Origin of the sequence: Bradyrhizobium sp. CB2312, assembly GCF_029714425.1 — a bacterium.
Lineage (GTDB): Bacteria > Pseudomonadota > Alphaproteobacteria > Rhizobiales > Xanthobacteraceae > Bradyrhizobium.
Genome location: NZ_CP121668.1, coordinates 493297 through 514833 on the forward strand (window position 1 = coordinate 493297; position 21537 = coordinate 514833).

Annotated in this window: 18 protein-coding genes; 13 read left to right on the forward strand and 5 right to left on the reverse strand. The window is 65.1% G+C overall.

From position 1 onward, the window contains the following. Positions 1 to 654 precede the first annotated feature (654 nt). The 6 genes from QA642_RS02385 (at position 655) to QA642_RS02410 (ending at position 6286) form a co-directional block, all read left to right on the forward strand. Positions 655 to 3459 carry a hybrid sensor histidine kinase/response regulator gene (locus QA642_RS02385; protein ID WP_283083214.1) on the forward strand — a complete coding sequence of 935 codons (2805 nt, stop codon included), beginning with the start codon at positions 655 to 657 and terminating at the stop codon, positions 3457 to 3459. A 24-nt stretch (positions 3460 to 3483) separates the two neighbouring features. Further along, positions 3484 to 3957, forward strand: a complete 474-nt coding sequence (locus tag QA642_RS02390) for a chemotaxis protein CheW (protein ID WP_283083215.1) — start codon at positions 3484 to 3486, stop codon at positions 3955 to 3957. Positions 3958 to 3988: 31 nt separating this feature from the next. Then, complete coding sequence (locus tag QA642_RS02395; RefSeq protein ID WP_027563594.1) at positions 3989 to 4375, forward strand: response regulator; 387 nt, start codon at positions 3989 to 3991, stop codon at positions 4373 to 4375. A 60-nt stretch (positions 4376 to 4435) separates the two neighbouring features. Beyond that, positions 4436 to 5314, forward strand: coding sequence for a protein-glutamate O-methyltransferase CheR (locus tag QA642_RS02400; RefSeq protein ID WP_283083216.1), 879 nt, complete (start codon positions 4436 to 4438; stop codon positions 5312 to 5314). A gap of 2 nt (positions 5315 to 5316) precedes the next feature. Continuing rightward, the gene (locus tag QA642_RS02405) at positions 5317 to 5634 is read left to right on the forward strand and encodes a hypothetical protein (protein WP_027563592.1); all 318 of its coding nucleotides are present in this window, start codon (positions 5317 to 5319) and stop codon (positions 5632 to 5634) included. Positions 5635 to 5782: 148 nt separating this feature from the next. Beyond that, on the forward strand, positions 5783 to 6286 hold the full coding sequence (locus QA642_RS02410; protein ID WP_018645938.1) for a response regulator: 504 nt from the start codon (positions 5783 to 5785) through the stop codon (positions 6284 to 6286). Between the two features lie 54 nt (positions 6287 to 6340). On the opposite strand, the gene QA642_RS02415 is transcribed toward QA642_RS02410, so the two are convergent. After that, positions 6341 to 6631, reverse strand: coding sequence for a hypothetical protein (locus tag QA642_RS02415; RefSeq protein ID WP_283083217.1), 291 nt, complete (start codon positions 6629 to 6631; stop codon positions 6341 to 6343). 150 nt (positions 6632 to 6781) lie between these two features. Here QA642_RS02415 and QA642_RS02420 point away from each other — a divergent pair, with 150 nt between their 5' ends. Further along, positions 6782 to 7417, forward strand: a complete 636-nt coding sequence (locus tag QA642_RS02420) for a response regulator (protein ID WP_283083218.1) — start codon at positions 6782 to 6784, stop codon at positions 7415 to 7417. Positions 7418 to 7569: 152 nt separating this feature from the next. Here the strand turns inward: QA642_RS02420 and QA642_RS02425 are convergent, their stop codons facing one another. From QA642_RS02425 to QA642_RS02435, 3 genes are all read right to left on the reverse strand, one after another. Further along, positions 7570 to 11166 (reverse strand): PAS domain S-box protein, encoded by a 3597-nt coding sequence (locus QA642_RS02425; protein WP_283083219.1) that lies wholly within the window; start codon positions 11164 to 11166, stop codon positions 7570 to 7572. Then, complete coding sequence (locus QA642_RS02430) at positions 11144 to 11563, reverse strand: response regulator (RefSeq protein ID WP_283083220.1); 420 nt, start codon at positions 11561 to 11563, stop codon at positions 11144 to 11146. The genes QA642_RS02425 and QA642_RS02430 overlap by 23 nt, the downstream gene beginning before the upstream one ends. A 244-nt stretch (positions 11564 to 11807) precedes the next feature. Then, positions 11808 to 12512: a GntR family transcriptional regulator gene (locus QA642_RS02435; RefSeq protein WP_283083221.1), complete on the reverse strand. Its 705-nt coding sequence runs from the start codon at positions 12510 to 12512 to the stop codon at positions 11808 to 11810. 94 nt (positions 12513 to 12606) lie between these two features. Here QA642_RS02435 and QA642_RS02440 point away from each other — a divergent pair, with 94 nt between their 5' ends. From QA642_RS02440 to QA642_RS02465, 6 genes are all read left to right on the forward strand, one after another. After that, positions 12607 to 13623 (forward strand): ABC transporter substrate-binding protein, encoded by a 1017-nt coding sequence (locus QA642_RS02440; protein WP_283083222.1) that lies wholly within the window; start codon positions 12607 to 12609, stop codon positions 13621 to 13623. Beyond that, a complete protein-coding gene (locus QA642_RS02445; protein ID WP_283083223.1) occupies positions 13623 to 14384 on the forward strand; it encodes an ABC transporter ATP-binding protein in 762 nt (253 codons plus the stop codon). The genes QA642_RS02440 and QA642_RS02445 overlap by 1 nt, the downstream gene beginning before the upstream one ends. An 11-nt stretch (positions 14385 to 14395) precedes the next feature. Continuing rightward, complete coding sequence (locus QA642_RS02450) at positions 14396 to 15256, forward strand: ABC transporter permease (RefSeq protein ID WP_283083224.1); 861 nt, start codon at positions 14396 to 14398, stop codon at positions 15254 to 15256. Beyond that, entirely contained in the window at positions 15253 to 16992 is a 1740-nt protein-coding gene (araD, locus tag QA642_RS02455; RefSeq protein ID WP_283083225.1) for an L-arabinonate dehydratase, read from the forward strand. The genes QA642_RS02450 and araD overlap by 4 nt, the downstream gene beginning before the upstream one ends. A 123-nt stretch (positions 16993 to 17115) precedes the next feature. Further along, complete coding sequence (locus QA642_RS02460; protein WP_283083226.1) at positions 17116 to 17835, forward strand: ribonuclease activity regulator RraA; 720 nt, start codon at positions 17116 to 17118, stop codon at positions 17833 to 17835. A gap of 76 nt (positions 17836 to 17911) precedes the next feature. Then, a complete protein-coding gene (locus tag QA642_RS02465) occupies positions 17912 to 19003 on the forward strand; it encodes an SMP-30/gluconolactonase/LRE family protein (RefSeq protein WP_283083227.1) in 1092 nt (363 codons plus the stop codon). A 155-nt stretch (positions 19004 to 19158) separates the two neighbouring features. Here the strand turns inward: QA642_RS02465 and QA642_RS02470 are convergent, their stop codons facing one another. After that, the gene (locus QA642_RS02470; RefSeq protein ID WP_283083228.1) at positions 19159 to 21258 is read right to left on the reverse strand and encodes a S9 family peptidase; all 2100 of its coding nucleotides are present in this window, start codon (positions 21256 to 21258) and stop codon (positions 19159 to 19161) included. Between the last annotated feature and the right edge of the window lie 279 nt (positions 21259 to 21537).

Genomic DNA, 21537 nt, shown 5'->3' on the forward strand with positions numbered 1-21537 from the left:
ATTGCAAAGGTTGTGTATCGTCCATATCGCCGTTAGGGGCAGACAGCCTGCCGCATTGGCGGCGAAGCAAAAACCGGCGCTATTCGCTCACGGGTTTTGCGTCCCGATCCCTGCAGCCATCGCAGGAAAAAGCGGCAAGGGCGCTTTCATGTCGCCGCCATCAACGATTGCCTAGCGGAGCATCGTCCCGCTGGCGACGTTGCCGCGGCCGCGCGGCTGGGTTACCGCGGCGCGGGTCGCCACGGCCGCGAGGTAACCGTCCGTTTACTGCAAACGCGAACTTCGTAACTCCATGCAAGCGGGGAATCGATGGCCGCGTGAGCGCTGCCGCTGCCGGGCCACGCGATTCGATGTCGCGCGCCTCACGTGTATCGCCCTTCAGAAGCAGGACTTTCTCGCGCGGCTCGTCGCGCCGTTGTCGTTGCGTTTACCTCACGTGCTTTGCGGCCGCAGCGCGGCACCGGTTTTGCTGAAAAACGCTTTCGCATCCGGCCGAACGGCAAATTTCTCTTCAATATCCGTATTAGGACGGAGGCTGAAATTAACGGGACCGTGAAAGGGGATGTCTAACGATCCAGAAGCGGACTTCCGTCGATTGCCAGGCGCGACGGCTCGGGCGTCCAGATGCAGGTCGAGGTCAGTAAGGCGTAGCTCATGGATGATCTGTTGCGGGAGTTTTTGACGGAGACCAGCGAGAGCCTGGACACCGTCGACAATCAGCTGGTGAAGTTCGAGCAGGAGCCGAACAACGCCAAGATCCTGGATAACATCTTCCGCCTGGTCCACACCATCAAGGGCACCTGCGGCTTCCTCGGCCTGCCGCGGCTCGAAGCGCTGGCCCATGCCGGCGAGACCCTGATGGGCAAATTCCGCGACGGCATGCCGGTGACCGGCCAGGCCGTGACGGTGATTCTGTCCTCGATCGACCGCATCAAGGAAATTTTGGCCGGTCTCGAGGCAACTGAAGCCGAGCCCGAAGGCAACGACCGCGATCTCATCGACAAGCTGGAAGCGATGGTCGAGCAGGGCATGGCCGCAATGGCTGCGGGCGCTGCTGCTCCAGTCGCTGAGGCCCCGCCGCTGGTGCCGGAAGCACCCGCCGCTGCATCCGCACCCGCAAAAGAAATGACGACCGGCTCGCTGATCGAGCAAACCCTGGAGCGCCCGCTGCGTCCCGGCGAGGTCTCGCTCGACGAGCTCGAGCGCGCCTTCCGCGAGACCGCGATCGAAGCGCCGGTCCCCGCGCCAGTCGCGAAGGCCGAGCCGGCACCTGCGCCGGCGGCCGCGGTTCCCGCTCCCGCAGCGAAGGAAGCCAAGGAAACTGCCAAGCCCGCCGCCAAGGAGAAGGCCGCGCCGAAGAAGTCGATGGCCGACGAGAGTGTCGGTGAGGGCGACCGCATCGCCAACCAGTCGATCCGCGTCAACGTGGATACGCTGGAGCATCTGATGACCATGGTCTCCGAGCTGGTCTTGACCCGCAACCAGCTGCTGGAGATCTCCCGCCGCAACGAGGACACCGAGTTCAAGGTGCCGCTGCAGCGCCTCTCCAACGTCACCGCCGAGCTGCAGGAGGGCGTCATGAAGACGCGCATGCAGCCGATCGGCAATGCCTGGCAGAAGCTGCCCCGCATCGTTCGCGACCTCTCCAGCGAACTCGGCAAGCAGATCGAGCTGGAGATGCACGGCGCCGACACCGAGCTCGACCGCCAGGTGCTCGACCTGATCAAGGATCCGCTCACCCACATGGTGCGCAACTCCGCCGATCATGGCCTGGAGACCCCCGCCGAGCGCTTGGCTAGCGGCAAGGGCGAGCAGGGCACCATTCGCCTGTCCGCCTATCACGAGGGCGGCCACATCATCATCTGCATCGCCGACAACGGAAGAGGCCTCAACACCGAGAAGATCAAGGCCAAGGCGCTCTCGTCAGGTCTCGTCACCGAGGCTGAGCTCGAGAAGATGAGCGAAGCCCAGATCCACAAGTTCATCTTCGCGCCGGGCTTCTCCACCGCGGCCGCCATCACCTCGGTGTCGGGGCGCGGCGTCGGCATGGACGTGGTCCGCACCAATATCGACCAGATCGGCGGCACCATCGACATCAAGTCGGTGGCGGGTGAAGGCTCTTCCGTCACCATCAAGATCCCGCTGACCCTCGCGATCGTCTCCGCGCTGATCGTGGAAGCCGCCGGTGACCGCTTCGCGATCCCGCAGCTCTCGGTGGTCGAGCTGGTCCGCGCCCGCGCCAACTCCGAGCACCGCATCGAGCGCATCAAGGACACCGCGGTCCTCAGGTTGCGCAACAAGCTGCTGCCGCTGATCCATCTCAAGAAGCTGCTCAAGATCGACGACGGCGCCGCCTCCGATCCCGAGAACGGCTTCATCGTGGTCACGCAGGTCGGCAGCCAGACCTTTGGCATCGTCGTCGACGGCGTGTTCCACACCGAAGAAATCGTGGTCAAGCCGATGTCCACGAAACTGCGTCACATCGACATGTTCTCCGGCAACACCATTCTGGGCGATGGCGCGGTGATCATGATCATCGATCCCAACGGCATTGCGAAAGCGCTCGGCGCCGCCGGCTCCTCGGCCCATGACATGGCCGACGAGAACGGCGCGCATCACATCGGAAGTGGCGAGCAGACCACCTCGCTGCTGGTGTTCCGCGCCGGCTCGTCCCAGCCCAAGGCGGTCCCGCTTGGCCTCGTCACGCGCCTCGAAGAGCTGCCCGCCGACAAGATCGAGTTCTCCAACGGCCGCTACATGGTGCAGTACCGCGAGCAGCTGATGCCGCTGGTGGCGATGGAGAGCGTCACCATCGCTTCGCAAGGCGCCCAGCCGATCCTGGTGTTCGCCGACGATGGCCGCTCCATGGGTCTCGTCGTCGACGAGATCATCGACATCGTCGAGGAACGGCTCAACATCGAGGTCGGCGGCTCCTCCTCCGGCATTCTCGGCTCGGCCGTGATCAAGGGCCAGGCCACCGAGGTGATCGACGTCGGCCACTTCCTGCCGATGGCGTTCGCCGACTGGTTCACCCGCAAGGAGATGAAGCCGTCGATGCACTCGCAGTCGGTGCTGCTGGTCGACGACAGCGCCTTCTTCCGCAACATGCTGGCGCCCGTCCTGAAAGCCGCCGGCTACCGCGTCCGCACCGCGCCGACCGCGCAGGAGGGCCTTGCGGCACTGCGCGCGCAAAGCTTCGACGTGATCCTGACCGACATCGAGATGCCCGACATGAACGGGTTCGAGTTCGCGGAAGTGATCCGCTCCGACAACAACCTTGCGGCAACGCCGATCATCGGTCTGTCGGCGCTGGTGTCGCCGGCGGCGATCGAGCGCGGCCGGCAGGCCGGCTTCCACGATTATGTCGCCAAGTTCGACCGTCCCGGCCTGATCGCGGCGCTGAAGGAGCAGACCGCGGGCGCGGCCGGCGCCTCCGAGCTGAGCCGGGCGGCGGCGTAAGACGGCGGATCAGGAGATACGCAGATGAGCAAGAAGACGCAAATTGGCGAAGGCGCCATGGTCGAATACGTCACCGCGATGATCGGCGGCCAGCTGTTCGGCCTGCCGATCTCGCGCGTCCAGGACGTGTTCATGCCCGAGCGCGTCACCCGCGTGCCGCTGGCCTCGCGCGAGATCGCCGGCGTGTTGAACCTGCGCGGCCGCATCGTCACCGTGATCGACATGCGCGCCCGTCTCGGTCTGCCCAAGGTCGAGGACGGCAAGGCGCCGATGGCGGTCGGCGTCGACCTTCGCGGCGAATCCTATGGCCTCCTGATCGACCAGATCGGCGAGGTGCTGCGCCTGCCCGAGGACGGCAAGGAGGAAAACCCCGTCAACCTCGATCCCCGCATGGCCAAGCTCGCCGGCGGCGTCCACCGTCTCGACGGCCAACTCATGGTCGTCCTCGATGTTGACCGCGTGCTCGAATTGAAGATCGAAGTGCAGATGGCTGCGTGAACCAACGAAACATCGAAGCCGGAGAACCAAAATGAAAACCTGTTTGGTGGTCGATGATTCCAGCGTCGTGCGCAAGATCGCGCGCCGGATCCTCGAGGGCCTGGAATTCCAAGTCACCGAGGCCGAGGACGGCTCCAAGGCGCTCGAGATCTGCCAGAAGCAGCTGCCCGATGCGGTGCTGCTCGACTGGAACATGCCCGTGATGGACGGCTTCGAGTTCATGGGCCACATGCGCCGCCTGCCCGGCGGCGACCAGCCCAAGGTGGTGTTCTGCACCACCGAGAACAACGTGGCTCATATTGCCCAGGCGCTCAGCGGCGGCGCCAACGAGTACATCATGAAGCCCTTCGACAAAGACATCATCGCCGACAAGTTCGCTGAAGTTGGTTTGATCCCGGTCGGACAAGCCATGGTCTGAGTGTGTCTGGCCTGACGTTCGGGCCAGAGTGTTCCCAGTACAGCTTCGAAGAGGCTATCCGTGACCCCGACCGAGTACGAGTATCTGCGTAAGTTCCTGAAGGACAATTCGGGTCTCGACCTGTCCGCAGACAAGCAATATTTGATCGAAAGCCGCCTGCTGCCGCTCGCCCGCAAGGTGGGGCTGTCCGGCATCGCCGACCTCGTGCAGAAGCTGCAAGCCGGCTCACGCCAGCTGATCACCGACGTGGTCGAAGCCATGACCACCAACGAGACCTTCTTCTTCCGCGACAAGGTCCCGTTCGATCATTTCCGCGACACCATCATGCCCGAGATCATCAAGGCGCGCGCCGGCAAGCGCAGCGTGCGCATCTGGTGCGCCGCCGGCTCGACCGGGCAGGAGCCGTATTCGCTGGCGATGTGCCTGAAGGAAATGGGCGCGGCCCTCACCGGCTGGCGTATCGAGATCATCGCGACCGACCTGTCGCAGGAGGTGCTGGAGAAGGCCAAGGCCGGCATCTACAGCCAGTTCGAGGTGCAGCGCGGCCTGCCGATCCAGATGCTGGTGAAATATTTCAAGCAGACCGGCGAGACCTGGCAGATCAATCCCGAGCTGCGGGCGATGATCCAGCACCGCCAGCTCAATTTGCTGCACGACTTCGCCCAGCTCGGCACCTTTGACGTCATCTTCTGCCGCAACGTGCTGATCTATTTCGACCAGGACACCAAGATCAACATCTTCAACCGCCTGGCGCGCCAGATCGAGCCCGACGGCTTCCTGGTGCTCGGTGCGGCCGAGACCGTGGTCGGACTGACCGATACGTTCAGGCCGATCCCGGAGCGGCGCGGCCTCTACAAGCCGAACGATCCGCGTGCCGCAGTTGCCAAGCCAGTGCTCCCCGGTGCGGCGCCGCGCATGGCGGTCATGGCAGGACGATAGGCATGGCCGAGGATGGCAAGGGCACCGAACGCGTGACGTTCAGTCGCGGCTATGATGTCTGCATCATGGCCATCGACGGCACCTGGCGCCGCGACTGCAAGCTCAATGCGATCTCCGACACCGACGCCATCCTCACGGTGGAAGGCTCGATCCAGGGATTGAACCTGAAGGAGTTCTTCCTGCTGCTGTCGTCCACCGGCCTTGCCTACCGCCGCTGCGAGCTGGTGCGGGTCAACGGCGCCGAGATGGACATCCAGTTCCTGCGCGGCAAGAACCGGAAGAAGCGCGGCGCCGCCGGCGGCCACGACGCGGCGGCCTGATCGGCAGCGCGCCTGCGCAGGACTGCGCGCTTTCCGCGACGTTGCTTTATATTTGCTGAAACATCCGGAAGAATTTGCCGCGGCGGTTTTACGTCGCCTAAGCGCGAACCGTGTATCCATTGCCGGTCTCAATCTCAGGAATACGGCAATGCCCAGAAGTTCCCTCTCCCCTGTCACGTCCAACCTGCCCGACGTCGCCGAGCGGCGTGCGCTCCAGCTGCTGGTGGTCGACGACGACGCCACGCAGCGCAGCCTGATCACGGTCGCGGCCAAGCAGGCCGGCCACGAAGTCACCGTGGCGCCGTCCGTGGCGGAAGCCATCGAGAAGCTCCGCGCCGCGCGCTTCGACTGCGTGACGCTCGACCTCGTGCTGGAGGACGGCGACGGCATCGACGTGCTGCGCGAGATGGCGGAGGCGAAATTCGCCGGTGCCGTGATCGTCATCAGCGGCATGGACGGCAAGCGCCGCAGCGCCGCCCGCAGCTTCGCCCGCTCCGTGGGGATCGAGCTCCAGAGCCTGCCAAAGCCGCTGGACCTCGCGGCCCTGCGCATCAGCCTCGCCAATCTCGGCAAGACCGCGATGGGCCTGCCGGCGATTCACACTTGGGGTGGTGTCGCCACCGACGCGATCGTGGAACGGCACCGCGCCTGAGGCGCGGAGCTGCCATGCGATCAGCCGCGGCAGGTCAGCCGCGCTGATTGCGACTTACGCTGCGCCGCCAGATTCCGACAATTGCTGCAGGGCGTGGCTGAGCTCCGCCCGGCAGGCGTTGAGGGCGGCGCTCGCGGTGGCATAACGCGGCGTCACGTCGTCGAGCACGACGATCTCGGTGGAACCCGCGGTAGCGCTATCGTCTTCGTCCTCCATCGCCGCGTCGATCAGACGCATGCTGATCTCGATGCGCGCGATCAGAGAGCGAAGTTCGGCTGCGATCAACTGACGGCTGTCAGTATCGGCCATCGCGGCGAGCGGGGGTATGCCGGCGTAATTTAGCATGGATATTCTCCGTACCCCGCAATTAGACACCCTGCCGCTACTTGTGCGTTAAGTCCATGTCCCGTACAAATACGGGTGGGCCGAATCCGCGCCGAACGCCATAACGGGATGGCGCGGACGCGAGTCCTTCATGCCAACTGGATGTGGCACATGGCCGAACAAAGCTCTCGCGGTGAAATCTTCGTGGTCGACGATGACCCTGCCGTTCGCGACACCTTGTCGATGGTGTTGAAGGCGGCGGGCTATGAGGTGATCTGTTTTGCGGACGGCGCTGCTCTGCTCTCCGTCGCGCGAACCCGCACACCGGCTGCGATCCTGCTCGACGTGCACATTCCCGGAAAGTCGGGTCTCGACATCCTGAAGGAGCTGCATGGCGAGGACTATCCGGCACCGATCTTCATGATCTCCGGGCAGGGCGACATCACCATGGCGGTGGGCGCCATCAAGAGCGGCGCGCTCGACTTCATCGAGAAGCCGTTCCGCGGCAGCGAGATCGTCGGCCGGCTCGACGAGGCGATCGGGGCCTATGCGCGCAGGCAGGCGGAAAACGCCTCGCCGAAATTCGGCTCGCTGCATTTCCCCGGACGCGAGCCGTTGACGCGCAGGGAGCGCGAGGTGCTGGAGCAGTTCGCCTCCGGTGCGTCCAACAAGGAAGCCGGCCGCACGCTCGGCATCAGCCCGCGCACCATCGAGGACCATCGCGCCAACATCATGAAGAAGCTCGGCGCGCGCAACGCCGCCGACCTGATCCGCATCGTGATGACCGCGGCCCAGCGCGCGTCGTAGAATGGTCTCGTGCCCCGGACGCGGTGCATCATGAAATGATGCACCGCTGAGCCGGGGCCCATCTCTCCGATCTCCGCGCTGGATCGTTCTGGGTCCCGGCTCTGCACGGCAGCGCTGCGCGCTCAGTGCGTCCGGGACACGAGAGCGTGGCATCACCCGTTCAGCGCCTTGCGGATCATCCGCGCGAGGTCCGATTTGCGGTAGGGCTTCGCCAGCAGCAGCACGCCCAAATCCAGCCGGCCGTGATGGATGATCGCGTTCTCGGTATAGCCTGATGTGTAGACCACTTTCAGATCGGGACGCGTCTTCGTCAGCTCGTCGGCGAGCTGCCGTCCGTTCATCTTGCCGGGCATGATGACGTCGGTGAAGAGCAGATCGAACGGCTTGCCGGCGGCGACGATCGCGAGCGCCTCGGCGGCATTCGCGGCCTGCAGGGTGACGTAACCCAGCGAATGCAGCTGCGCCAGCACGTAGTCGCGCACCAGCCGGTCGTCCTCAACCACGAGGATCGTCTCGTGTCCGCCCTCGATCGTCGCCGGCGTCACACCCTCGCCGACCACCGTCGGCGTCTTGCCGGGCGGCAGGTACATCTTGATCGTGGTGCCGTGGCCTTCCTCGCTGTAGATCTTGATGTGTCCCGCGGACTGCTTGATGAAGCCGTAGACCATCGAAAGCCCGAGCCCGGTGCCCTTGCCCGGTCCCTTCGAGGTGAAGAACGGGTCGAACACCTTCGCCAGCATGCTCGCCGGAATGCCGGTGCCGGTGTCGCTCACGGCGATCAGCACGTAATGCCCGGGCCTGACATCGTTGACGCTGCCATAGACCTCGTCGAGATAGGCGGCGCCCGTCTCCACGATCAGCTTGCCGCCGCCGGGCATGGCGTCGCGGGCGTTGAGCGCGAGGTTGAGGATCGCGGTGGTGAGCTGGTTGGGATCGACGATCGCGACGCAGTTCTCGTCCTCGAACACCGATTCGATCTGGATCTGCTCGCCCAGGGTCGGCCGCAACAGCTTTGCGGTGTCGATGATCAGCGAATTGATGTCGATCTCGCGCGGCTGCAGCGGCTGCTTGCGCGCGAAGGCGAGCAGATGCTGGGTCAGCTCGGCGCCACGCGCGGCGGCCTCGTCGATCATCTTGGTGATGGCCGCGAGCTGCGGCTCCTTCTCGACCGCCTCCGCCAGGATCTCGATCGTCCCGGTGATGACGGTGAGGATGTTGTTGAAGTCGTGCGCGACGCCGCCGGTGAGCTGGCCGACCGCCTCCATCTTGTCGGCGTGGCGGATGCGCTCCTCGGCCGCGATCTTGTCGGTGAGGTCGCGGTAGAACACGTTGAACAGCAGGCCCTCGCGGCGCTTCAGCGCGGTGACGCTCAGCTCGGCCTTGAATTCCTTGCCGTCGCGCCGCCGGCACATGAGCTCGCGGCGGCGGTTCAGCGTCCTGCCGTCTTCCTCTTCGAGGAAACGCTGCAGGCCGGCCCTGACCCGATCGCGTTCGCTCTCGGCCACGATCAGGTCGATCGTGCTCTTGCCGAGCACCTCGTCGCGACGCCAGCCGAACAGCTGTTCTGCCTGCGAGTTCCAGTTCAGGATCCGGCCGGCGTCGTCGGTCTGGACGAAGGCATCGAGCGCGGTCTCGACGATGTTGCGGGCGAGCCGTTCGCTCTCCCGCAGGGATTCCTGCGCGAGCCTTGCCTCCGTCATGTCGCGCCCGACGAAGAAGAAGCGGTGCGCCTGCTCGGACCAGCTGCCGAGCCATGACAGCCAGACCTCGTGCCCGTTCTTGTGGAAGCAGCGGGTGTCGTCGAGCTTGGGGCGCTCGCCGCGCCGCAGCGCGCGCATCTGCGCGCGGGAATGCTCGAGATGATCAGGGTGAACGAAATCGGCGCCGCTGCGGCCGATCATCTCGCCCGGCCGGTAGCCGAGAATGGTCTCGCTGCTCGGGCTGATCTGCGCGACATGGCCGTGTGCGTCCATGATCATGATCAGATCCTGCGAGGTGTCGAAGATCTGGCGGCGCTCCTCGAGCTGTTGCTGGAGCACCCGCTCGGCCCGCCGCGCCTCGGTGAGGCTGCGCGCACTCCCGGAGGCGCCGACGATCTCGCCCGAAGGTCCCCTGATCGGCGAGAGGCCGAGCGAGATCTCGACCGGCGTGCCGTCCTTGCGCAGGCGCACCGTCTCGAAGCGCTCGATCGGCTCGCCGCTCGCGATCCGCCGCAGATAGTCCTTGCCTTGCTCGCGGCGGTCGGGCGGGACAATGATGGAGGTGGGCTGGCCGATCGCCTCGTCCGCCGAATAGCCATAGAGGCGTTCTGCCGCCGGATTCCAGCCGGTGATGATGGCCGCGAGCGTCTGCATCACGATCGCATCGTCGGACGATTCGACCGCGGCGCTGAACAATTGCTCGCGCGCCGCATGATGGCTGCGTGCGGCCTCGGTACGGCGATGCTCGCGGACCTCGCGCTCGAGCGCGGCTGTTTTCGCCCTGGTCTCCTCGACCATCTGGGCAAAGGCGCGCGCCAGCACGCCGGTCTCGCCGCTGGCGTCGACCGGAATGTCCGCCGGCCGTCCGCTGCCGATGGCCTCCACCGCCGCGGTCAGGCGGCCGATCGGGCGGGTCAATGACCGCGCCAGCAGCACCGCGAGTGCAGCCGCGGCGAGGACGGCGAGCAGGCCGACGAGCAGGGACGTTTTTTGAATGGCGGCCGGCACGCGGCCGAACACGGCCGGGGGAACGGTCACGATGATTGCGATCCACTCCTTGCCTGCAAGCAGCGCCGGCGCGAGCGCCGCGCCGCTTGGCCGGCCCGCTGCGTTGGTCGTGAGGTGCGTCGACACGTCAGGCGTGCCGGCCGCGGTCGAAAAAAACGGAAAATCATTGCGCCAGTTGGTGGGATGGCCATGCAACGAGCCGAACTCCCGCGTGCGATCGGGATGGACGAGATAGTCGCCACGCGAATTCACGACATAGATTTCCCCTCCCGAGCTCGTCGTCGCGCGGACGCGCTCGAGTGCCGGACGCATGTCGATATTGGCGACGATGATACCGAACGGCTTGCCCTCCGGCGTGAACAGCGGTGTCGCGACCCGCAGGGTCGGAATGTGCAGGTCCGTGGTCCCGCCCTGACGGGTCGCGAGGTCAATCGGCGACACGTAAATCTCGCCCGGCGCGAGCTTGATCGTTTCCTGGAAGTAGGCTCGGTCGGTCTTGTGCGCCAGCTCGCTGTCGGGGACGATCCGTGCTGCGCCATTCGGGCCCGAGCGATCGACCCGGACCAGCTCGCGCTGGTCGTCGTCAAGGCCGATGATTCGAAACTGGCCGTAGCTGGGCTTGGCCTCGATCTCGGCCACGAGCCGCGTCGCGATGCGCTCGCGCCAGATCTGCTCCGAGACGCCGTCAAATGCATCAGTTCCGCCGCCGATATGCGCGCGGATCAGACCGTTGATTGCCGCGGCGGAGCGATAGCCGATCAGATCGCCGCGAACGCCGGAAACGTAGGATTCGAGATTGGTCGCCAGCAGGCGCGACTGGGCTTCGACCCGCTCCAGCACGCGCGGAATGACGGCTTGCGTGATGTTGCGATAGCCGAGCCAGCCGACTGCGGCCACCGTCACCGCCACCAGCAGGATCATCGTGATGGCCAGCCGCGTCGCCAGCGTCATGGGGATGTTCGCTGGACTTCCCGTTTGGCGGCGCTTGTTCTGGACTGGAGCCGAGGAGGCGCCCTCGTCATCGCTGGCCGGAGCTGACATCGGACCTCTCCGGCAGAGCCGCCTTCAGGCAGCCATCGACCGCGGCGAGCAGGGCGCCGGGCCCGAACGGCTTTTGCAGGCTCGCCGCCGCGCCGAGCTTGATCGCCATCTTCAGGAAATCCGGCTCCGCATAGGCGTCCGGCGTGGCGGAACGGCCGGAGATCACGATGATCGGAACGGCCCGCCGCTGTGCCCGGATGTGGCGCATCGTCTCCAGCCCGTCCATCCCGGGCATGAAGATGTCCAGAAACAGCAGGTCGAATGCACTGGCTCCGAATAGGGAAAGCCCCTTGCGGCCGTCGCCGGCGACCGTCACGTGATGCCCGGCCCTCTCCAGGAGCAGCCGGATTGTGATCTGCACGGCGGGGTCGTCATCCACGATCAGGATGTTGGCCACGTCTGAAATCCTCCGGGGCGGAGGGGATCGTCCAGCGCCCCCAAATCAAACCATCAAATATGAAATTGTTGCGCGGATTCCGCCCAGCCTGCAAGCACTTCGCGACGATGCGACGGTTTCCCGGCGCGCCTCGTCCTGGTGCCGCCATTATGCACGCTTTCGTGCACATGACCTCGCCGAATTGGTGATTGAGGCGGTGGAACTGTCCTTCGCGCCGGCCGCGGGAGAGCGCGGCCAATCGCAGCTAGTCGGTCAGGTACTCAGGATAGCGGGCCCGGATCTTGTCTAGCTCGCTCAGGGTGCCCGACAGGTGCTTGCGCAGGTGCTGCTGCGCGGCATCGAAGTCGCCGGCCTCGATCGCGCGCGTGATCAGCTTGTGATGGCGGACGATGTTCTGGGCCTTGCCGGGTGAGGGCAGATGCAGCCGGCGCAGCCGGTCGATATGTCCGCTGCGGCTGCGCACCAGCGACCAGAGGTCCTGCTTGCCGGCGGCGGCATAAAGCTGCGCGTGAAAATCATTGTCGCCGGCGATGAAGCTCTCGAAATCTCCGGCCTTGGCGAATTGCTGCTGCAGCGCGATCGCGTGGTCGAGCCGCATCACCAGGGCCGCGTCATGCTCTTCCGCGAGCAGCCGGACGATTTCGAGCTCCAGCGCCTGGCGCAGGAAATGGGCCTGCTCGGCGCGGCCGACATCGACCCGGCTGACCACGGTCGCGTGCTGCGGAAACACCTCGACCAGCCCTTCTTCCTCCAGCCGCATCAGGGCGTCGCGGATCGGTGTCGAGCTGACACCGAATTGCGCGGCAAGCTCTGTGCGCGACAGCGGCGCGCCTGGCGGCAGTTCGAGCGCGAGAATGGCGTTGCGCAGCCGCTCGAACACCTGCGGCGCGGCCTGCCGGGCCCGGTCGAGGCGGGCGGCCGCGCGGGGCGCGGTATGGACGGTTTCCATGGTGATGGCTCCGGCAGGCTTGCCTTTGATGCACTAATGCATTAGTGCATCAGTAAGCTCGCACGTCAATGGCGGCCGGAGGAAACGAACAACAATGATGAAGCAATTGCAGCGTGGCCTGGCGGCCATGGCCCTAATCGCCGCCGCCCTTTTCGCGCCCGCGGCGCAGGCGCAGCAGAAATCCGAGATCGCGCTGTCGCGCCAGCCCGGCATCTTCTACATGCCGAGCCACATCATGGAGAAGCTGAAGCTGATCGAGAAGCATGCCGGCGCTCTCGGCGTTTCCGGCGTCACCACCAAATGGATCACCTTCTCCGGCGGCGGCGCGCAGACCGATGCGCTGCTCGCGGGCGGCGTCGACATCCTCAACACCGGCACCGGCAATCTGCTCCTCTTGTGGGACCGCACCCGCGGCGGCGTGAAGGGCATCGTCGCGACCTCGGCGCAGCCGATGACGCTGATCAGCCGCGACGACAACATCAAGTCGATCAGGGATTTCGGCCCCGCCGACAAGATCGCGGTGCCGACGGTGAAGGTGTCCACGCAGGCGATCGTGCTTCAGATCGCCGCCGCCGAAGCGTTCGGCGCCGACCAATGGTCGAAGCTCGATGCCAACACCGTGCAGCTCGGCCACCCCGACGCCTATGCGGCGCTGTCCAATCCGAAGCACGAGGTGCACACCCACTTCTCGATCCCGCCCTTCACCTTCCTGGAGCTGAAGAACGTGCCGGGCGCGCATGTCGTGCTGAACTCGCCCGACGTGATGGGCGGCCCGCTCAGCCAGGCGCAGTTCTTCACCACGACCAGGTTTGCCGAGGCCAATCCGAAGATCATCCAGGCGGTGCGCGATGCCACCAAGGAAGCGCAGGATCTGATCCGCAGCGACACCAGGCAGGCGGTCGAGATCTACAAGGAAATCACCGGCGACAAGACCTCGGTGGAAGAGCTGCTCGATCTCCTCAAGCAGCCCGGCATGATGGAGTGGAATCTCGAGCCGCAGGGCACGATGAAGTTCGCCGCGCATCTCTACAAGACCGGGACGCTGAAGACCCAGCCCAAGGCCTGGACCGACTACTATCTTCCCGTCGCGCATGACCTGAAGGGCAGCTGATGGCGCTGCTCGACGTCAACGGAGTGACGCTGCGCTACAAGACATCCAGCGCCGTCGTCACCGCCACCGAGAGGGTGAGTTTCACGGTCGACAAGTCCGACCGCTTCGTGCTGCTCGGGCCGTCCGGCTGCGGCAAGTCCACCTTGCTCAAGGCCGTCGGCGGCTACATGTCGCCGAGCGAAGGCCGCATGAGCATCAGTGGCCGCGAGATCCACGGCCCCGGCGCCGACCGCATGATGATCTTCCAGGAGTTCGACCAGCTCCTGCCGTGGAAGAGCGTGCTCGCCAATGTGATGTTCCCGCTGCTGACCGCGCGAAAGCTCTCGCGCAAGGACGCCGAGGCGAAGGCGCGGGCCTATATCGAGAAGGTCGGCCTCACCCGCGTGGTCGATGCCTATCCGCACACGCTGTCCGGCGGCATGAAGCAGCGTGTCGCGATTGCGCGCGGCATGGCGATGGAGCCGGACATCCTGCTGATGGACGAGCCGTTCGCCGCGCTCGACGCGCTGACGCGCCGGACCTGCCAGGACGAGCTGCTCCAGCTCTGGAGCGAGACCAAATTCACCGTGCTGTTCGTGACGCATTCGATCGCCGAGGCGATCCGCATCGGCAACCGCATCCTGCTGCTGTCGCCGCATCCCGGCCGGGTCAAGGCCGAGGTGGTCGACGTCGACAAGGTCTCGAACGAGAACGGCAGTGCCGGCCGGCTGGAGAAGGAGATCCACGATCTCCTGTTCGCCGGCGAAGCAACGGCGCACTAAGGGAGCCGCGTATGGGCGAAGCGAGAATATTACTGCGTGACGCGCAGGTCGCCGTCACCGGCGCAGGCGAGGTCGAGCGCAAGCTGAGTGTGGCCGAGCTGCTCTGGAACGACGGCTTTGTGCGCAAGACCGTGATCATCCTGTTCCTCGCGGCGGTCTGGGAGGCCTACGGCGTCTATCTCGACAATCCCCTGCTGTTTCCGACGCTGCACGACACCATTGTGACGCTGTACGACCGCGTGAAAGACGGCACCATTCCGATGCGGGCCTGGACCTCGCTAAAAGTGCTGTTCATGGGCTATTCCGCCGGCATCGTGCTCGCCGCGATCTTCACGATCCTCGCGATCTCCACCCGGATCGGCACCGACTTCCTTGAGACGGTCACGGCCATGTTCAACCCGCTGCCGGCGATCGCGCTCCTGCCGCTGGCGCTGATCTGGTTCGGGCTCGGCAATGGCAGCCTGGTCTTCGTGCTGATCCATTCGGTGCTGTGGCCGGTCGCGCTCAACACCCATTCCGGCTTCAAGAGCGTGTCCAACACGCTGCGCATGGTCGGGCGCAATTACGGTCTGCGCGGATTGCCTTATGTGGCGAAAATCCTCATCCCCGCAGCGTTCGGCTCGATCCTCACCGGTCTCAAGATCGGTTGGGCCTTCGCCTGGCGCACCCTGATCGCGGCCGAGCTGGTGTTCGGCGTGTCCTCTGGCCAGGGCGGGCTCGGCTGGTTCATCTTCGAGAACCGCAACCTCCTCGACATACCTGCGGTTTTCGCGGGCCTCTTGACGGTGATCATCATCGGGCTCTTTGTCGAGAACCTGATCTTCCGCGCCATCGAGCGGAACACCGTCCAGAAATGGGGCACCCAATCATGACCAAGAAGAAAATCACGCCCGACCAGCTGCGCAGCGCGCGCTGGTTTGCACCCGACGACCTCCGCTCGTTCGGCCATCGCTCCCGCACCATGCAGATGGGCTACGCTCCCGAGGAGTGGAAGGACCGCCCGATCATTGCGATCCTCAACACCTGGTCGGATGCGCAGCCCTGCCACATGCACTTCAAGTCGCGCGTCGACGACGTCAAGCGCGGCATCCTGATGGCGGGCGGCCTGCCGGTCGAGCTGCCGGCGCTGTCGCTGTCGGAGTCGCTGCTCAAGCCGACCACCATGCTCTATCGCAATCTCCTGGCGATGGACGCGGAAGAGCTGCTCCGCAGCCATCCCGTCGACGGCGTGGTGCTGATGGGCGGCTGCGACAAGACCACGCCGGCGCTGCTCTTGGGCGCGACCTCGATGAACATCCCGGCGATCTACCTGCCGGCCGGTCCCATGCTGCGCGGCAACTGGAAGGGCAAGACGCTCGGTTCCGGCTCGGACGGCTGGAAATATTGGGACGAGCGCCGCGCGGGAAAGATCTCCGACAAGGACTGGCTCGACATCGAGGCCGGCATCGCCCGCAGCTACGGCACCTGCATGACCATGGGCACGGCCTCGACCATGACCGCGATCGCGGAAGCGATCGGCATGACGCTGCCGGGCGCCTCCTCGATCCCCGCGGCCGACGCCAACCACATCCGCATGGCCAGTGAATGCGGCCGCCGCATCGTCGAGATGGTGTGGGAGGATCTGACGCCGAAGGTGATCCAGACCCGCAGGGCGTTCGAGAATGCGATTGCGGTCGCCATGGCGATGGGCTGCTCCACCAATGCGATCATCCATCTGATCGCGCAGGCCCGCCGCGCCGGCCAGGACATCGGCCTCGACGATTTCGAGATCGCGAGCCGCAAGGTGCCTGTCATCGCCAACGTCCGCCCGAGCGGCGACGCCTATCTGATGGAGGACTTCTTCTATGCCGGCGGTCTGCCGGCGCTGATGGGGCAGATCAAGCAGCATCTGCATCTCGACTGCGTCACGGTGACAGGCAAGACGCTGGGCGAGAACATCGAAGGGGCCGAGGTGCACAATGCCGACGTCATCCGCGGCGTCGACAATCCCATCTACAAGGAGGGCGCGCTCGCCGTGCTCAAGGGCAATCTCGCGCCCGACGGCTGCGTCATCAAGCCTTCCGCCTGCGCGCCGCGCTTCCTCAAGCACACGGGTCCGGCGCTGGTGTTCGACGACTATCCGTCGATGAAGAAGGCGGTCGACGATCCCAACCTCGACGTCACCGAGGATCACATTCTCATCCTGCGCAATGCCGGGCCGCAGGGCGGGCCGGGCATGCCGGAATGGGGCATGCTGCCGATCCCGACAAAGCTCGTGAAGCAGGGCGTGCGCGACATGGTGCGCATCTCGGATGCGCGCATGAGCGGCACCAGCTACGGCGCTTGCATCCTGCACGTCTCGCCGGAATCCTACATCGGCGGCCCGCTGGCGCTGGTGCAGAACGGCGATCGCATCACGCTCGACGTCGCCGCGCGCACCATCAATCTCGACGTATCAGAGGCCGAGCTCGAAAAGCGTCGTGCCGCCTGGAAGCAGCCCGAGCGCCGCTTCGAGCGTGGCTATGGCTGGATGTTCACCAAACACATCAAGCAGGCCAATGACGGCTGCGACTTCGACTTCCTCGAGACCGATTTCGGCGCGCCGATCGGCGAGCCGTCCATCTATTAGCCACCTGTCATTCCGGGGCGCCGCAAAGCGGCGAGCCCGGAATCCATAACCACGATCGTGAGTATGGATTCCGGGCCTGCGCCGTTCCGGCGCATCCCGGAATGACGAAAAAGAGAGCATGAGATGACAAAACTCAGCGAAGCCGCCCGCAACAAGCTCAAATCCGTCTCCACCGCCACCGTCGCCACCGCTTTGTTCAAGCGTGGCCTGCGCATCCAGATGATCCAGGATGTGCATCCCGTCGGCCCCGACCAGCCGACCATGGTCGGCGAGGCCTTCACGCTGCGCTACATGCCGGCGCGCGAGGATCTCAACACCATCGACGTCTTCAAGGACCGCTCGCATCCGCAGCGCAAGGCGGTGGAGGACTGCCCGCCCGGCGCCGTGCTGGTGATGGACAGCCGCAAGGACGCCCGCGCGGCCTCGGCCGGTGCGATCCTGGTGACGCGGCTGATGAAGCGCGGCGTGGCCGGCGTCGTCACCGACGGCGGTTTTCGCGATTCGGCCGAAATTGCAAAACTCGGCATTCCCGCTTACCACCATCGCCCCTCGGCGCCGACCAACCTCACGCTGCACCAGGCGATCGAGATCAACGTTCCGATTGGCTGCGGCGATGCGCCGGTGTTTCCCGGCGATGTCATCCTCGGCGACGCCGACGGCGTCATCGTGATCCCCGCGCATCTCGCCGACGACATCGCCAACGAGACCTTCGAGATGACCGCGTTCGAGGATTTCGTCACCGAGGAAGTCGGCAAGGGCCGCGGCATTTTCGGTCTCTATCCCGCCACCGATCCGCAGACGCTCACCGATTTCGCGGAATGGCGGAAGAAGAACGGCCGCTGAAACCAAGACTCAGCCACATCAAGAAACAGGCCGGCCGCATCAAGCGCCGGCCTTTTAACAAGCAGGGAGGACTTATATGAACTTCACGCGACGTAACCTCATGGCCGGCGCTGCCGCGGCGGCAGCTTCGACACTTCTCGCCCGCGCCGCCGGTGCCCAGGCGTTCGCGTTCACGCCGAACCAACGCTATCCCGATCCCGCCGTCCAGGTCCTCGATCCGAGCTTTGGCAAATACCGGCTCTATTCCTCGACGGTCGAGCAGGTCGCGACCGGCATGCGCTGGGCCGAAGGGCCCGCCTATTTCCCCGAGGGCGGTTATCTCCTGTTCTCCGACATTCCCAACAACCGGATCATGAAGTTCGACGAGAAGACCGGGCAGACCAGCGTGTTCCGGGCCAATGCCAATTACGCCAACGGCAATGCGCGCGACCGCCAGGGCCGCCTCGTCACCTGCGAGCACTCCGTCACCCGCCGCATCACCCGCACCGAGAAGGACGGCAAGATCACCGTGCTCGCCGACAAGTTCGAGGGCAAGCGGCTGAACGCGCCGAACGACATCGTGGTGAAGTCGGACGACAGCATCTGGTTCACCGATCCCCTGTTCGGCATCAACGGCGAGTGGGAAGGCAAGAAGGAGAAGGCCGAGCAGGCCACCACCAACGTCTACCGCATCGCCAAGGACGGCAAGCTCAGCGCCGTCCTCACCGACCTCGTCAATCCGAACGGCCTTGCCTTCTCGCCGGACGAGAAGAAGCTCTACATCGTCGAATGGAAGGGCACGCCCAACCGCAGCATCTGGAGCTACAATGTCGGCGACGACGGCTCGCTCAGCGGCAAGACCAAGCTGATCGATGCCGCCGACCAGGGCTCGCTCGACGGTTTTCGAGTCGACCGCGACGGCAATCTCTGGTGCGGCTGGGGCTCCAACGGCGCGCTGCAACCCGAGCCAACCGACATCGGCGGCCGCAAGGTGTTTCAGCTCAAGGGCAAGCCGGAGGATCTCGACGGCGTGATGGTGTTCAATCCGGACGGCAAGCCGCTCGCCTTCATCAAGCTGCCCGAGCGTTGCGCCAATCTCTGCTTCGGCGGGCCGAAGAACAACCGGCTCTACATGGCGAGCAGCCATTCGGTTTATGCGCTGTATGTCGAGGCGCACGGGGCGGTGTGAACTTTCGCCTCTCCCCGCTTGCGGGGAGAGGCCGGAATTTGCGACAGCAAATTACGGGTGAGGGGGAGTCTCCGCGAGTCTCTATGCCACCGTCCTTGCGGAAGCTGCCCCTCACCCCCAGCCCTCTCCCCGTAAGAACGGGGAGAGGGAGAAGATCAGGCCTCCGCCATCCCCGCTGCCCACAGCGCGAACGCATACACGATCGCCACCTCATCGAGCCGGTCGAACCGTCCCGACGCGCCGCCATGGCCGGCGCCCATGTTGGTGCGCAGCAGGACCGGGCCGCCGCCGCTCATGGTGGCGCGCAAGCGCGCGATCCACTTTGCGGGCTCCCAATAGGTGACGCGCGGATCGGTCAATCCGCCCATCGCCAAAATCGCCGGGTACTCCTTCGCCGCGACATTGTCGTAGGGCGAGTACGACAGAATGGTCCGAAAGTCCTTCTCGCTCTCGATCGGGTTGCCCCATTCCGGCCATTCCGGCGGCGTCAGCGGCAGCGTGTCGTCGAGCATGGTGTTGAGCACGTCGACGAACGGCACCTCCGCGACGATGCCGGCGAACAACTCGCCGGCGCGGTTCGCCACGGCACCCATCAGCATGCCGCCGGCCGAGCCGCCATGACCGACGATACGCTTGGCGCTGGTGTATTTCGCGGCGATCAGCGCGCGGGCGCTGGCGGCAAAGTCGTCGAACGAGTTCGTCTTCTTCTCGCGCTTGCCGTCGAGATACCAGCCCCAGCCCTTGTCGGCGCCGCCGCGGATATGGGCGATGGCGTAGACGAAGCCGCGATCGACCAGCGACAGGCGGTTGGCGCTGAACGAGGCCGGCATCGCCATCCCGTAGGAGCCGTAACCGTAGAGCAATAGCGGCGCCGTGCCGTCGAGCTTGAGCCCGTGGCGATAAAGGATCGACACCGGCACCTCGGCGCCGTCATGCGCCTTCGCCATGATGCGCGTGGTGACGTAGTCGGCCGCATTATGGCCGGACGGGATTTCCTGGCGCTTGCGCAACGCGCGCGTGCGCTTGACCATGTCGTAGTCATAGACTTCCGACGGCGTCGTCATCGACGAATAGGAGAAGCGCAAGTTGGTCGTCTCGAACTCGTAGGAGCCCATCGTATCGAGCGAATAGGCGGCCTCGTCGAAGGCGATGGCGTGCTCGTCCCCGCCGGCGAGATCGCGGATCACGATCGACGGCAGCGCGTTGGCGCGCTCCAGCCGCACCAGATGGCCGGCATAGAGATCGAGGTCGATGATGTAGATGCCGGGACGATACGGGATCAGGTCGCGCCAGTTCTTGCGCTCGGGCGACGCGAGCGGCGCGGTGACGATCTTGAAGTCGATGGCGTCGTCGGCATTGGTGAGGATGAACAGCTCGTCGCCACGGTCGGCGAGCGAATATTGCACACCCTCCTCGCGCGCCGCGACCAGGCGTGGCGGCGATTCGGGGTTGGCGAGGTCGATCAGCCGCTGCTCCGAGGTTTCGTGATCGCCGCCCGCGATCACGCAGAAGCGGCCGCTGGTGCTTTCGTGCAGATGGGTGAACCAGCCGGAATCCTGCTCCTCATAGACCAGCGTGTCGTCGGCCTGTTTGGTGCCGAGCCTGTGCCGCCACACCTGCATCGGCCGATGATTGTCGTCGAGCTTCACATAGAAGAAGCTCTTGCAGTCGGCGGCCCAGACCACGCCGCCATCGGTCTCCTCGACGAGATCGCCGAGATCCTTCCCCGTCGCCCAGTCGCGCACGCGGATCGAAAAATATTCCGAGCCCTTGGTGTCGGCGCTCCAGGCCTGCAGCTTGTGATCGTATGAGTGCCGGCTGCCGCCGAACTTGAAATATTTGTGGTCTTTGGCGAGCGCGTCGCCGTCGAGTACGATATGCTCGTTTCCGCCGTTGCGCGGCATGCGGCCGAACAGCTCGTGCTGCCCGCCCTCTCGGAATCTGCGGAAATAGGCGAAAGGCCCGTCCGGCGACGGCACGCTGGAATCGTCCTCCTTGATCCGTCCGCGCATCTCGCGCACCAGCGTCTTCTGCAAGGACGAGGTGTGGCCGAGCAGGCTCTCGGTGTAGACGTTCTCTTCATCCAGATATTTGCGGATATCAGGGTCGATCACCCCGGGCTCGCGCAGCACCTCCTGCCAGTTCGCATCCTTCAGCCAGGCATAGTCGTCGGTCACGGTGATGCCGTGCCGCGTGAAGGAATGCGGCCGGCGCGGGGCGACGGGGGGCTGGGAAGGGGTCTTGGCGTGGGTCACTCGGTCCTCATTCAACTACGTGTCGCGGTATCGCCGTTCCCTAACCTCTCCCCGCTTGCGGGGAGAGGTCGGATCGCTCTTGCGATCCGGGTGAGGGGGTACAGGTGCCTCCACCATCTCATTCGCGGAGAGAGGCCCCTCACCCCAACCCTCTCAGGGCGAGCGTAGCTCGTCCCGGCCCCGTAAGAACGGAGAGAGGGAGAGGCACGCACCGTGTTCCACCTTATATCGTTCCGATTTCACGGAATGCCAGCGCCGCTGCGCCAAAGGACTGCGCCA

Coding starts and splice junctions, on each gene's coding strand:
- QA642_RS02450 (WP_283083224.1), top strand. CDS start 14,396: ATGGGCGAAGCGAGAATATTACTGCGTGACGCGCAGGTCGCCGTCACC.
- QA642_RS02385 (WP_283083214.1), top strand. CDS start 655: ATGGATGATCTGTTGCGGGAGTTTTTGACGGAGACCAGCGAGAGCCTG.
- QA642_RS02415 (WP_283083217.1), bottom strand. CDS start 6,631: ATGCTAAATTACGCCGGCATACCCCCGCTCGCCGCGATGGCCGATACT.
- QA642_RS02460 (WP_283083226.1), top strand. CDS start 17,116: ATGACAAAACTCAGCGAAGCCGCCCGCAACAAGCTCAAATCCGTCTCC.
- QA642_RS02435 (WP_283083221.1), bottom strand. CDS start 12,512: ATGGAAACCGTCCATACCGCGCCCCGCGCGGCCGCCCGCCTCGACCGG.
- araD (WP_283083225.1), top strand. CDS start 15,253: ATGACCAAGAAGAAAATCACGCCCGACCAGCTGCGCAGCGCGCGCTGG.
- QA642_RS02405 (WP_027563592.1), top strand. CDS start 5,317: ATGGCCGAGGATGGCAAGGGCACCGAACGCGTGACGTTCAGTCGCGGC.
- QA642_RS02440 (WP_283083222.1), top strand. CDS start 12,607: ATGATGAAGCAATTGCAGCGTGGCCTGGCGGCCATGGCCCTAATCGCC.
- QA642_RS02420 (WP_283083218.1), top strand. CDS start 6,782: ATGGCCGAACAAAGCTCTCGCGGTGAAATCTTCGTGGTCGACGATGAC.
- QA642_RS02465 (WP_283083227.1), top strand. CDS start 17,912: ATGAACTTCACGCGACGTAACCTCATGGCCGGCGCTGCCGCGGCGGCA.
- QA642_RS02445 (WP_283083223.1), top strand. CDS start 13,623: ATGGCGCTGCTCGACGTCAACGGAGTGACGCTGCGCTACAAGACATCC.
- QA642_RS02425 (WP_283083219.1), bottom strand. CDS start 11,166: ATGTCAGCTCCGGCCAGCGATGACGAGGGCGCCTCCTCGGCTCCAGTC.
- QA642_RS02390 (WP_283083215.1), top strand. CDS start 3,484: ATGAGCAAGAAGACGCAAATTGGCGAAGGCGCCATGGTCGAATACGTC.
- QA642_RS02410 (WP_018645938.1), top strand. CDS start 5,783: ATGCCCAGAAGTTCCCTCTCCCCTGTCACGTCCAACCTGCCCGACGTC.
- QA642_RS02395 (WP_027563594.1), top strand. CDS start 3,989: ATGAAAACCTGTTTGGTGGTCGATGATTCCAGCGTCGTGCGCAAGATC.